Origin of the sequence: Abyssibacter profundi, assembly GCF_003151135.1 — a bacterium.
In the GTDB taxonomy this organism is placed as follows: Bacteria; Pseudomonadota; Gammaproteobacteria; order Nevskiales; family OUC007; genus Abyssibacter; species Abyssibacter profundi.
This window is the reverse complement of the sequence record NZ_QEQK01000005.1, coordinates 15,380-28,302: the sequence shown is the minus strand read 5'-3', so window position 1 is coordinate 28,302 and position 12,923 is coordinate 15,380. Positions and strand designations below refer to the sequence as shown.

Below are 12,923 nucleotides of genomic sequence, written 5' to 3'. Positions count from 1 at the left end.
GACACGGCGCTGGATATTGCTGGGCCCGACTGCGAACTCAGGCAGCCGTGTTTTGCGGAACAAGCCTGAAGGCATTCATCGCCTGGCCCAATGGATGCGCGTTGTAACCCGAATGCCGACAGATTCGGGTGATGCGCGCGGGGCACACGGTTCGCTGCTCATGCGCAGCGCTGCAAAGTGGCCTTCCGCGAGCCGAATAATCCGCATGCGCACTATGAAGGCTCGTCACCAACCGTCGACGCCCCGCCATTCGGCAGCCATAATGACCAGGCGTCGGCCACGATCCCCAGCGGGGCAGGCGCATCCAATAAAAAACATAGACACCGCAACCTGTCTGCGGCCGCCCTTTGCCGGATCACTTCCTGCTACTGGGTCAACGCCCGACGACGCACGATTCTTTTTTGGGGTTCACCGTGATCGACTCAACGTTCCGCACGCTGCTGGCCATTGCCTGTGGCCTCATCCTGTCTGCCTGCAGCGAACAAGACGCTGACTCGGGCGAGCCCGCCCGCGTGGTTGTCACCGTGGTGGACACATCCATCAACCTCTACCACGACTTTTTCTACGCCGACAGCAGCATCTACCCGGGTGTCGCGCCATCGAGTGTGACCCCGGCGGTCCTGATGGAACTCGGCGTCGCGTCCGACAACCATGTCACCCTGACCCGCAGCGGTGACATCGACGCCGACAAGGTCGCTGATGCGGCGTTCTGGGACCGCGTCGAACACGGCACGCCGTACTGGTTCACAGGCACCAATGTGGTGGCTGTGTCCTTTTGTGAAGAACCGTTTGTTCCGCTGCAACCGGACGTGGACAAGAGCCCACACGGCACGGGCGTCAGCGCCTCGGTGCTCAAAGCCAATCCGGAAGCGGTGATTCTATTCGTGGAATCCTGCGCAGAGCCCGAGCCGCATGAAATGACCTACGCGCTGGAACACCCGGCAGTCGATATGATGGCCTTCAGCTACAACCTGGGGCTGCCCATTACCGAGACGGGGGCCTACCGGGCGGTGGTCGAGCTGGGCAAGCTGATGTTCCAGGCTGCGGGCAACTTCCTGGTGCCGGTGGAATACCAGGGTGGTCCCGGCAGCTGGTGGACCATCGGCGTCTCTGGCATCGACGAAGCCGCCAACGGTCAGTCGTCCACAGGCGCCCTGCTACCGGACTTCATCGCAGGATTCACCGACACCCTGCCGTTCTGTAACGACTGCGAATCGGAATTGGTGCCCATCGGCGGCACGAGTATTTCAACACCACATGCCACGGGCCTGGCCTCTAAAGTGCTGCTCGAAGCCCGCCGCCAGGTAGGCCACCGCGGCGGAATCGACCTGGGCGCTGGAGACGATGCACCCGCAATGGTCGTGGCGGGTGACCTGCGCATCACCAACTGGGACCTGCGCCGCGCGCTGGAAGAAGCCGCATTCGTGGATTACGACCCGGATGATTATGTCGCCCCGGAACCCGAAATCGACTTTCTTCCTATCAGCGCACTACCGATCAATCCCGTCGCACCCTGGCTGCAACTGGCGTGGGGGCACCTGACCACCGAACCTAGCAAGGGCGTGGTGGACGAAACGCTGGCCCATCTTGGTTTTGGGTCACCCACACGCAGCAAGGACCCGGGTTATTGCGACTATATGGCGCAGCAGATGCGCCGCCGGCAGGCGTACGGCGACCTGCGCGGACAGGCAACGGGAGAAGTCGTGCCCGCCCCGAACCCGTACCGGTTTTGTGATGAGCGCCAGGCAAGCGCGGACTGATCTGCTTCGCCCGGTCGCGGCCTGACCGGAGACTGGACGCACTGCAGCCGATTTCGCCTGCCTCCAACTTGTAGACTGTCCGCTCGGCTTGCGTCAGGGGAGCTCAGGATGGCCGGCCCATCGGTTCCATCACGCGAATTGCTTTATCGGGGTTCTCCCAACGAATTTGTGGCTGCGTTGCGCCACGAGGCCAAGGCCCATGTCGCGGTGCGGCATGAGTATCTAGAGCGCTTCGCGGCGGGCGATTTTCCGTCCATGGCCTTTGCCGTTCGTGATTTTGCCCAGCAGTACGCCGTCTACAGCGCCGGCTTCACCAGCTATTTGCAGGGCGTGATCAATTCGTTGCCACAACGAAGGCATCGCGATGTCCTGACGGAGAACCTCCAGGAAGAGCAGGGGTTGACGGGTGTCGACGGCCAGCACACGCCACACGCCGTGTTGTTCGATCGATTCCGGCGCGCCACTGGCGTCAGTGCTGCTGATGAGGCGCAGTTCGTGCCAACGACGACCGTCAGCGTGTGGCGCGACCTGTTTCTGCAAAAGTGTCAGTCCAGTCAGTTAGGCGTAGGACTTGGCGCGATCGGCCTGGCCACGGAACTCCTCGTTTCTGACATTTATCGCTACATTCTGCGGGGGATCAGAGAACACACGACGATTCCGGAAGAGCACCATGTTTTCTTTTCCCTGCACATCGACTGCGATGACGAGCACGCCCAGGACCTGATCGCCATCACCGAGGAACTGAGTGACACCCCCAACGTCCGGGAGGCCGTCCGCTTTGGGGTGTTCTCTTCATTGAATCTGCGCGTCGCGTTCTGGGACGTGATGCTGGCGCGGGCGCAAATCGGCGAGGATACCCAGCATGGACACTAGGTCGCTGTACGATGACAACGCCGCCAAGTGGGCGCGAAACAAGCCATCCAGCTTGTCGGATTTCACCGGGCGCCCTGCAGTCTTCGAGCTTTGTGGAGACGTCACGGCACTGGACGTACTGGACCTGGGCTGCGGCGAAGGCTACTGCAGCCGGGAACTGATGCGACGTGGCGCTGGCTCCATGCTAGGCATCGAACTCTCGGCCGAAATGGTCGACATCGCGCGGCAGCAGGAAGCCAGCCTCGGGCAAGGCATCCGGTATCGACAAGGCAATGCCGTGGCGCTAACCGGCGTGCCCAGTGCCGGCTTCGACCTGGTCACTGCGGTGTTCTTGTACAACTACCTGACGGCGGAGCAGATGCAAGCCTCATTTGCCGAGGTCTACCGCGTACTCCGCGACGGTGGCGCGTTTGTATTTTCGGTCCCCCACCCAGCACTGGGCTTTATTCGCACGCAGCACGCGGCCCCGTTTTATTTCGACACGCTGGATGCCGGCTACTTCTCCGGGACCGATCGCCAGTTTCAGGGTGAAATTTGGCGCCGCGATGGCACCCGGCTCCCGGTGCAAATGGTCCACAAGACCTTGAGCCACTATTTCGAGGCCCTCGGTCAGGCGGGCTTCTCTTGCCTGCCGGAGATTCGAGAACTTGGTGTGCGCCAGGAGCACATGGCACTAGACTCGGATTTCTTCGGCCCCGTGCAGGACATCCCGCTTCATCTGGCCGTGCGGATCCGCAAGCGCTGACGGCTATAACCGCAGTGCCTCCGGCCAGTGGGCGCTCGCCTCAGCGCAGATTGTCTGCCCGATCAGCGTTTCGAGATGACCGCGCTCCAGCACCTCGGCCAGGATGAGATGGCCTGCCTCGCCCTCCACGTAGTCGATTGCAAGCGACCGCGCACCGACACCCCGTACGAAAGCCTGAGCAAACTTGCGATCGCGCGTCTTGGGGCCGCCGAATACCGCGAGCAACGGGGCTCCGCCGGATCGGCTGCGCGCCTGGCGTAGTGCCCAGACACGCTGCAAACGGAGCCAGTGACGCCCGGCCGGAAACCGGCCAGCGAAACTAACCCCCATCTCCAAGCCCAAGGTCGCGGCCGCCAGCAGGGCGGCGTATCCACCTCCGCTAGACCCCATTGATCGCACCGACCCATAAGCCTTCAACACCGGCAGACGCGCCAAGTACTCAATCAGGGTTTGCGTGGACTCGGCCAGCGGCGGCAATCCCCGCTCATAGCTCGAACGGCTCCGGTCCGGCACCAGCAACAGGTCAAAGCGCTGGCTGTCGAGCTGTTGCAGCAGGCTCGGCATCGGCATCATCAGCCGCTCGCCCCGCGTCGAGAATGCGAGTATCAGCACCTTGTCGGCCGGGTCTCCGCCCCCCTGATAAAGCCGTAGCCCCCATCCAAGTGACTGCCGGCTGAAATCGGGAGCAGTCGCCGCCTGGCCTGCAATACCCGCTTGCTCGCACAAGCCTTCCAGCCAAGTGGTCGCTGCCTCCGCGCCCGCAGACCGCATCGCGGCCCAGAGTCCATCGCGCTCCGCAGGGGTGATCCGATTCTCCAGCGCAATATGTAGCTGATTGAGCTGATTGGCCGTCCGCGGGTGTCGGGTCAGTCGCTCATAGAGTCGAGCGATGCGAGGCTGACGCCGATCCTGTCGCCATGGCGCCGGGTCATCCGGCGAGACCGACGCCGCGGCTGCGAATGCTCCCGTGGCGATGGCATCCGCCAGCGCGGCCAGACTCTCGAAACGCTCGAACGCCGCGGGCGTGACCGCGACCCCATGCTCCGTCTCCAGCGCAATGAGCAGTTCCATACGGGCCAGACTGTCGAGTCTGATCTGCTCGATGGTCAACGCCTGGCTGCCGGCCACGAATGCCGCGAGATCCTGCGCGGTGACATGCTCGAGTGCGTTGGCGAATTCCAGCGCCTCGGCAATGGTCTGCCGGATTGCCAGCACCTTCATGGCGATCCGCCGCCAGCTATGACCGATAACCGTTCTCGGCGAATCTTGCCGGCCGAGTTCCGGGGAATGTCATGAACGCGCAAAAACTGGCGTGGGCATCGCAATCCAACCCGCTCTTGAACAAACCGACGCAAGGCTTTCAGGTCCAGTGCGGGGTCTGCGCTCTCCACAAGGGCAACGGGAATCCCGCCATGCGTTGCCGAAGGCCGTGGAAAGACCGCTGCAGCCTGCACCCCCGGGAACTCGCGAATCACGGCTTCCAGCTCCTGCGGGTAGATGTTCATGCTGTTGAACACAAACATGTCATCGGCGCGGCCGCTCAGTGTCAAACGCCCCTTCGCATCGAGTTCGCCGATATCGCCCGTGTAAAACCAGCCGGCCTCGCACTGCTGTCGGGTCAGTTCCGGCTCGTTCAGATAGCCCCGGAATAGGCCTTGACCGCAGACCGCAACTTCACCGCGTTCGCCCTGCGGCAAGGGCTGTCGCAGCGCATCCACAATCTGCACCTGCAGCCCCGGCAGCGGCCGGCCCACCGACGCGGATGCATGCTCGTCGGGCTCGGCGAAACCGATGGCGCCGGTTTCTGTGGTCCCGTATCCGGCGTAGAGCGCGGGCGTGACCTGCTCGATCAATGCCTGGCGCAAGGCGTGTGAAGCATGAGACCCGCCCAGCTTGAGCCGGATACCGCGCAGCCGCGCCACCTGATCGAGCCCCAATAGCTCCTGCGCCTGAAATACGGACACATGCAGTGTGGTCACGCCAAGTAAGAGACAGGCGTCCACGAACCGTTTGCGATCCGTCGGCAGGAACACCGTGGTCGCTCCCATCGCCAGGCAGTACAACCGATGCCGTTTGGCAAAGTTGTGCTCGACCGACGCCATGCAGGCAAAGCGTTCCTGAGGCCCGAGGATGTGTCGAGGTGCCTGGGCCACCAGGTCCTGCTCCTGCATCATCACGACCTTGGGCCGTCCTGTCGTGCCGGATGTGCTGAGATAAAGCCATCCGGCGTTTGCCGGTGCGCCCGAGGCGGGGCTGGCAGGGTTGTGAGCAGCCAGTTCAACGGCATCCCCGTCCTGCAGGAACAGCGAAGCACCTGCTTGAAGGGCGAGCGACTGCCCGGCCTGTCCCGACTCATGCGACGCCACCGCCAGCTGTCGACACCCAAGCGCCATCAGGGCCAGACTCAACGTCAGGTGCGGAAACTCGTCGGCACACTGGAACGCCACGGTCGTCCCGGGCTGGACCCCGCGATGTCGCAGCGCCAGACAGCAGGCACCCACCCGCTCGGCCAGCGCCCCATACGAGCACTCATGATCCAGCGACAGCAGCGCCGGCCTTGTGGGATCCGACGCTGCGACCTCCAACACGCGTTCAACCAAACCATGCGTCGCGCGTGTCATCGCAACGGCCTCCCAATCGCTTGAACCGCGTACTCCAGCACGCCCCTTCCCCTGCACCGCGCTCCCAGCATGAGTCTAGCCAATACGGACAAGCGGCTGCCCTCGGGCACCGATCCACGAGCAGCCGGAGGGCTCAACCGGCCCTGGATCGACGCTCCGTCGCCTGGGTTCTGCCGACCGTGCGCTCTGGGCAGAACCGGTCGCTGGCGCAATGATCCGTTCAGCGCTGGCGCGCATCCGAGCGTGTACGCCAACAGGGCTTTATCGCAAGCCACTACGAGATGCAGCGCTAGGCTGCTGCCGGCCAAGTCTCCAGCAACAAGCCCGCGAAAATCACCGCGCCAAAGCGATGATTGGCCAGGAAGGCAGCAAAACAGGCCGGCGCTTCGCGGTGACGAATCTGCCATTGCTGTTGCAGCGCCATCGCCGCAGCCGCTGCCAAGCCCAGGTTGTAGAACAGCCCGTAATCCAGGCTCAGCCCTAGCATGAACAACACCCAGAGCGTGGCAAACTGCAGCAGGCCGGTCACGAGCCGGTCGGCCCGCCCGAACAGAATCGCCGAGGAGCGCACACCAATTTTCAGGTCTTCCTCGCGGTCGGCCATGGCGTAGAAGGTGTCGTAGGCCACGGTCCAGAGCAGGTTGGCCAGAAACAGCGGCCAGGCGATCCAAGACACGGTACCGGTTTGCGCCGCGAAGGCCATCGGTATCCCCCACGAGAACGCAATGCCTAGATGCGCCTGGGGCAGGTGATGCCAGCGCTTGGCCAAAGGGTAGGACGCGGCGATCAACACGGCAGGGACAGACAGCAGCATGGTCAGCCAGTTGGTCTGCCAGACCAGCGCAAACGCCACCAACGCCAGCAGCAGAAACAGCATGACACCCTCACGCCGGCTCACCCGTCCGGCGGCGATGGGGCGATTGGCCGTGCGCTGCACATGCGGATCGATATCGTGATCCGACACATCGTTGATGATGCAGCCCGCAGAGCGCATCAACACCACGCCGGCGACAAAGATCAGCAGCACATCGCGATCCGGTGGTCCGCCCGCCGCCAGCCACAAGGCCCACAGCGTGGGCCAGAGCAGCAGCCAGATGCCGATGGGCCGATCCAGCCGCATGAGCAGGGCGTAGTCGAGCAGCTTTTGGCGGGCAAAACGCATCATCGGAAAGGTTTAGCTGCTACCGAAGACTTCTCGCAAAATGTCGGTTGTCCGCTGCGCGGGATTGTCGCGGATGCGCTTTTCCTCCGCCGCGATTTCGGTGAACAAGGCGTCCAGCGCCTGCGAGGTGACGTAATCATCTAAATCCGGCACATCCTGCCCGGCCATGGCCATCAATGGCCCGGCCTTTTGCACCAGGGCCTTGTAGTCCTGGGTCACGCCGACACGTTGTGTGGCATTGACCACGATGGGATGCAGCTTTTGATAGAGCGCATCACCAGCATTGGCTCGAAAGTAACGGGTCGCCGCGTCATCGGTGCCCTGCACGATCTCCAGGGCGTCGGCCACACTCATTTGTCGCACGGCGCTGGCCAGCAAATCGGCCGCTTCGGGGACCGCCGCCTCGGCCGCCCGATTCAGCGTGAGGTGAAACTCGTCGACCAGATCGCCAGCACCGAGCTTGGTCAGCGTTTCGCCCAGCCGTTCAACACCGCGCGGCAGTGGAATCCGCGCCTGCTCATTCCCCCAGAAGCCATTGGTCTGGCCCAGGGTGTTCACGGCTGTCCGCGTGCCCTCGGCCAGCGCCTCCCGAATGCCCTTGGCCGCCGTCTCGGCCGTTAGCGGAGCCGCCGCTGATGGAGCATCCGAATCAGCGCCGCCCAGCAGGTCGTTGAGCCAATCCGCCCAACCTGCTTGGGCCGTCCCGGCCACCAACGAAAGAACAAGACAGAAAATCAGGCGCATGGACCAGCCTCGGTTGTGGGGAGCGGGCGTACCTTACCCCGCAACAGGTGAACGCGGCGAGAACCGCTTGGCATGACGCAACGCAACAAAATCGTACGCGCCGATGCCGACACCGTTAGAATTGCGCGCCTTTCTGTCTGCACCCCTGTCCCCATGTCCGTCGCCAATCTGCGCAACATCGCGATCATCGCCCACGTCGACCACGGTAAAACCACCCTGGTTGATCAGCTTCTCCGTCAATCCGGCACCCTGGCCGAGCGCGGAGAACAGCGCGAACGGGTCATGGATTCCAACGACCTGGAGCGCGAGCGCGGCATCACGATTCTGTCGAAGAACACCGCGATCCGCTGGAACGACAACCGCATCAATATCGTCGATACGCCCGGACACGCCGACTTCGGCGGCGAGGTCGAGCGTGTGCTGTCCATGGTGGACTCGGTGCTGCTGCTGGTCGACGCGGTCGACGGGCCCATGCCCCAGACGCGCTTCGTGACGCAAAAGGCCTTCGCGCTGGGCCTCAAGCCCATTGTCGTGGTCAACAAGATCGACCGCCCCGGCGCCCGCCCCGACTGGGTGATCGACCAGGTGTTTGACCTGTTCGACTCGCTGGGTGCCACCGACGAGCAGCTGGATTTCCCGATCGTCTACGCCAGCGCGCTCAACGGCTATGCCAGCCTGGACGACGGCGCACGCGACGGCGACATGACGCCGCTGTTCGAGACCATCATGGACAAGGTCTCGCCACCGGATGTCGACGCTGACGGACCGTTCCAGATGCGTGTCACCACGCTGGACTACGACAGCTACGTCGGCATCATCGGCGTGGGCCGGATTCAGCGTGGCTCCATCGCCCCCAGCAACCCGGTGGTCGTCATCGACCGCCACGGCAAGTCACGCCGTGGTCGCGTGCTGCAGGTGATGACCTATCTGGGCCTGGACCGCGTGGAATCCGAACAGGCCTCGGCCGGTGACATCATCGCCTTCAGCGGCCTGGAGACACTCGATATCTCCGACACGCTCTGCCACCCGGATCATCCCGAGGCCCTGCCCGCACTGGCGGTGGACGAGCCGACCATGAGCATGACCTTCGAGGTCAACAAGAGCCCGCTGGCCGGCCGCGAGGGCAAGTTCGTCACCAGCCGCCAGATCAAGGATCGTCTGGAGCGCGAACTCAAGCACAACGTGGCCTTGCGCGTGGAGCAGATGAACGACCCCGACAAGTTCAAGGTATCGGGTCGTGGCCAGCTGCATCTGGGCATCCTGATCGAGAACATGCGCCGCGAAGGCTACGAACTGGCCGTCTCACGCCCGCAGGTCATCACCCGGGAAGTCGATGGCAAGACGGTGGAGCCCTGGGAGCAGGTGACGGTCGATGTGGAATCCGAGCACCAAGGCGCGGTGATCCAGGCACTGCAGGAACGTGGCGCCAGCATGCAGAACATGACGCCGGATGCCACCGGCCGCGTGCGCCTGGAATTCCGGATGCCGGCACGCGGACTGATCGGCTTCCAGACCGAATTCCTGTCGATGACCAGCGGCACCGGGCTGATCTACCACGTGTTCGATGACTTCGACGAGGCCAGTGGCCAGAACGTCGGACAGCGCCACAAGGGCGCCATGATCTCCAATGGCGACGGCAAGTCGCTGGGCTATTCGCTGTTCAACCTGCAGGAACGCGGCCGGATGATGATCGGACCCGGCGAGACGATTTACGAAGGCCAAATCGTCGGCGAGCACAGCCGCGACAACGACCTGGTGGTCAATCCACTCAAGGGCAAGCAGCTCACCAACGTGCGCGCCTCCGGCTCCGATGAAAACATCATCCTCACCCCGCCGATGAAGCTCTCGCTGGAACAGGCGCTGGAGTGGATCAACGACGATGAACTGGTCGAAGTCACGCCGGAGAGCGTCCGCCTGCGCAAACGCCACCTGAAGGAGCACGAGCGCAAGCGCGCCAGCCGTGAGGGATAAACCGCGAGGGCTAGACCACGACTAAAGTTTAGCGGGCTCCGGCCGCTAAACCGGGACATTTCATTGATCCCGGCGACCGGGGCGGACCATCCGGTTCGCGGAGCCTGCCCGTGCAAAAGCCCGAACTACCGACCGACGAGGTGATTCGTCAGGGTGACGTGGAGCGACTGCGGCTGACGACCGAGCCGGTCGAGGCCAGCTTTGAGCAGATCACCCGCCTGCTGCAAACCATCACCGAGGTGCCGATCACGGCATTCTCGGTGCTGGACAACGAGCGCCAGTTCTTCAAGTCCATCCAGGGTCTCGACGTCCGTGAAACCGGGCGGGACATCTCCTTCTGCGGGCACGTCATTCTCCAGGACGACATCATGGTCGTCGAAAACGCCTTGGAAGATGATCGCTTTGCCGACAACCCGCTGGTCACGGGTGACCCCGGCATTCGGTTCTATGCCGGCATCCCGATCCGATCCCCCATGGGGCGCAAGGTGGGGACGATCTGCGCGATCGACCGACGCGCCCGCACGCTTAGCGATCAGGAACGTGCAGCCATGGAGGATTTGCGTGGTGTACTCGAAGCCGAATTGGTCATGCGCTCGGCATCGATCACCGACCCGCTAACCGGCCTGTTCAACCGGCGCTATTTTGAGCAGATCGTGAACTATGAATGGCGACGCTCGCTACGAGAGTGCCTGCCCGTCGCGTTAGTGCTCTACGACATGGACCACTTTCACAGCTTCAACGACGCGCATGGCCATGCTGCCGGGGATGCCGTGCTCGGCCAGGTGGCAGAGGCGCTGGAGCAGCAAAGCCGCGAACAGCGACACCTGCTTGGCCGTCATGGTGGCGAGGAATTTGTTGCCGTCATGCCCCTGACTCACCGCGTAGAGGCCGAAGGTTTGGCCAACCGCGCACGACAAGCCATCGCAGCATTGGCCATTCCGCATCCGGGCTCCGAACTCGGCGTGGTCACCGTTAGCGCTGGAATCGCCATAGCCGAAACGCAGCAGGATTTGCGAAAAGGCTATGAAGGCCTGATCCAGCAGGCCGAACACGCCCTGCGGGAAGCCAAGCAGGCCGGGCGCAATCGGGCGCTCGCGCCGGTCAAGGTTCTGATCGATCAACCCGTGCCCGACGCGCGCACCGCTGCGCCATAGGCTCGACGCGCCCACTCGGCGGCCAGCTGGGGATCATCGAAAATCTCATCTGGCGCCAGCCGATAGGACATCTGTACCACACGACCCCGCTGTGCAAATTCGAACGCGGGTAGGTCCAATGCGTCGAAATCCGCCTGGGTTTGCGCGTCGACTTTCAGATACAGCGTGTCATCGGCGATGAGCGCAAACATGCGATCAGCGTGATACACGCCGTAGCCGCCAAACATGCGCCGCATGCGGATGGCGCCGAACTCGGCGAACACTTCATGCAGGTAATCGACAAACGCGCTCACGCCATCCCCAGCTCACCGGCCAAGCGCCAGCCTGTCACGCCAGCGCGTCATCCGCCACGTAGTAGCGCGGGTCTTCCTTGTAGTCGACCTCGATCATCTTCTGCGCCTTGTCCAGCAGTCGCACACAGTCGGGACTGAGGTGGCGCAACGTCAGCCGCTTGCCGGCGCGGTCATAGCGTTCTGCCAGCGCATTGACAGCCTCGATGGCGGAGTGATCCATTAACCGCGCACCGCGGAAGTCGATCTCCACTTCTTCGGGATCATCCGACGGCGAAAACTGTTCGGCAAAGGTCGTGACCGAGGCGAAGAACAGCGTGCCCTCGACCTCGTAGATCTTGCGGCCATTGGGCGCAATTGAACTGGACAGCCGAACGCGCTTGGCATGCTGCCAGGCAAACACCAGCGCCGAGACGATCACACCGACGATCACGGCAATCGCCAGATCGGCAATCACAGTCACCCCAGCGACCAACAGGCCGACGAAGACATCCGGCTTGGGCACCTTGCCAAACAGGCGGAAGCTGCCCCATTCAAAGGTCTTTTCCGACACCACGAACATCACGCCGATCAGGGCGGCCAGCGGAATACGCTCGATCAAAGCCGATCCGAAGAGGATGAACGACAGCAAAAACAGCGCGGTGGCGATGCCCGACAGCCGGTGCAGCGCTCCATTGTTCACGTTGATCATGCTCTGGCCGATCATCGCGCAGCCGCCCATGCCGCCAAAGAAGCCGGTGACCACATTGGCCGCGCCCTGGGCAGCACATTCACGGTTGGATCGACCACGCGTGTCCGTCATGGCGTCAATTAACGTCAGCGTCAGCAGGGATTCGATCAGGCCGATGCAGGCGAGAATCAGCGCGTAGGGGAAGATGATCTTAAGCGTCTCCAACGTCATCGGGACGGCCGGGATTGCGAAGTCCGGCAGGCCGCCCTTGATGGAGCCCAGGTCACCCACGGTCTTGGTTTCGATGCCCACGCCAATCACCAATACCGACGTCACAACAATGGCCACCAGCGTGGCCGGCACGGCTCGCGTGAGTTTGGGCAGCAAATAAATAATGGCCATGGTCAGGGCGATCAGCCCCCCCATGAGCAGCAATGGCCCGGTCGCCATCCAGGTGGTGCCCCCGTCGGCGGCCGGCACCTTGAAGTGCTGGAACTGCGCCAGAAAGATCACGATGGCAAGACCATTGACGAAGCCAAGCATCACCGGATGCGGCACCATCCGAATGAACTTACCGAGCCGGGCGGCAGCAAACAGCAACTGCAGCAGCCCCATCAACACCACGGTTGCAAACAGATACTGGACACCGTGCTCGACCACCAGGGCGACCATCACGACAGCCAGTGCGCCCGTCGCGCCAGAGATCATGCCCGGGCGCCCGCCAAAGGCCGAGGTGATCAGCGACACGATGAAGGCGGCGTAGAGACCGGTGAGCGGTGACACCTGGGCGATCAAGGCAAAGGCAATGGCCTCGGGCACCATGGCCAAGGCGACGGTCAGACCACTGAGCAAATTGGTTTTGAGATCGGCAGGCGACAGGTTGAGCAAGACAGACTCCCGGCAGAAAAACAGCAGCAGGCCGGACCGGTGAAG

11 protein-coding genes are annotated in these 12,923 nt (G+C 63.0%); 5 read left to right on the top strand and 6 right to left on the bottom strand.

Features of this window, described 5'->3' with window-relative positions; genetic code table 11:
* Positions 1-413 precede the first annotated feature (413 nt).
* The 3 genes from DEH80_RS05895 (at position 414) to DEH80_RS05885 (ending at position 3,378) form a co-directional block, all read left to right on the top strand.
* Positions 414-1,760: a S8/S53 family peptidase gene (locus tag DEH80_RS05895; RefSeq protein WP_133249130.1), complete on the top strand. Its 1,347-nt coding sequence runs from the start codon at positions 414-416 to the stop codon at positions 1,758-1,760.
* Between the two features lie 108 nt (positions 1,761-1,868).
* Entirely contained in the window at positions 1,869-2,633 is a 765-nt protein-coding gene (locus DEH80_RS05890; protein WP_109719564.1) for an iron-containing redox enzyme family protein, read from the top strand.
* The gene (locus DEH80_RS05885; RefSeq protein WP_109719563.1) at positions 2,623-3,378 is read left to right on the top strand and encodes a class I SAM-dependent methyltransferase; all 756 of its coding nucleotides are present in this window, start codon (positions 2,623-2,625) and stop codon (positions 3,376-3,378) included. Before DEH80_RS05890 ends, DEH80_RS05885 begins: the two co-directional genes overlap by 11 nt.
* 3 nt (positions 3,379-3,381) lie before the next feature.
* Here DEH80_RS05885 and DEH80_RS05880 read toward each other — a convergent pair whose 3' ends face one another.
* The 4 genes from DEH80_RS05880 to DEH80_RS05865 form a co-directional block, all read right to left on the bottom strand.
* Entirely contained in the window at positions 3,382-4,599 is a 1,218-nt protein-coding gene (locus DEH80_RS05880; protein WP_109719562.1) for an acyl carrier protein, read from the bottom strand.
* Entirely contained in the window at positions 4,596-5,999 is a 1,404-nt protein-coding gene (locus tag DEH80_RS05875; protein WP_109719561.1) for a class I adenylate-forming enzyme family protein, read from the bottom strand. Before DEH80_RS05875 ends, DEH80_RS05880 begins: the two co-directional genes overlap by 4 nt.
* Positions 6,000-6,288: 289 nt before the next feature.
* Entirely contained in the window at positions 6,289-7,161 is an 873-nt protein-coding gene (gene ubiA / locus DEH80_RS05870; RefSeq protein WP_109719871.1) for a 4-hydroxybenzoate octaprenyltransferase, read from the bottom strand.
* A gap of 12 nt (positions 7,162-7,173) precedes the next feature.
* Positions 7,174-7,905, bottom strand: coding sequence for a DUF4197 domain-containing protein (locus tag DEH80_RS05865; RefSeq protein ID WP_109719560.1), 732 nt, complete (start codon positions 7,903-7,905; stop codon positions 7,174-7,176).
* A gap of 153 nt (positions 7,906-8,058) precedes the next feature.
* On the opposite strand from DEH80_RS05865, the gene typA reads away from it, so the two are divergent.
* Together typA and DEH80_RS05855 are read left to right on the top strand one after the other, a co-directional pair.
* Positions 8,059-9,876 carry a translational GTPase TypA gene (gene typA / locus DEH80_RS05860; RefSeq protein ID WP_109719559.1) on the top strand — a complete coding sequence of 606 codons (1,818 nt, stop codon included), beginning with the start codon at positions 8,059-8,061 and terminating at the stop codon, positions 9,874-9,876.
* A gap of 110 nt (positions 9,877-9,986) precedes the next feature.
* Positions 9,987-11,030: a sensor domain-containing diguanylate cyclase gene (locus tag DEH80_RS05855; protein WP_109719558.1), complete on the top strand. Its 1,044-nt coding sequence runs from the start codon at positions 9,987-9,989 to the stop codon at positions 11,028-11,030.
* Here DEH80_RS05855 and DEH80_RS05850 read toward each other — a convergent pair.
* Positions 10,994-11,323, bottom strand: coding sequence for a TfoX/Sxy family protein (locus DEH80_RS05850; RefSeq protein WP_109719557.1), 330 nt, complete (start codon positions 11,321-11,323; stop codon positions 10,994-10,996). The genes DEH80_RS05855 and DEH80_RS05850 overlap by 37 nt on opposite strands.
* 34 nt (positions 11,324-11,357) lie before the next feature.
* Positions 11,358-12,878 (bottom strand): SulP family inorganic anion transporter, encoded by a 1,521-nt coding sequence (locus DEH80_RS05845; protein ID WP_109719556.1) that lies wholly within the window; start codon positions 12,876-12,878, stop codon positions 11,358-11,360.
* Positions 12,879-12,923 lie beyond the last annotated feature (45 nt).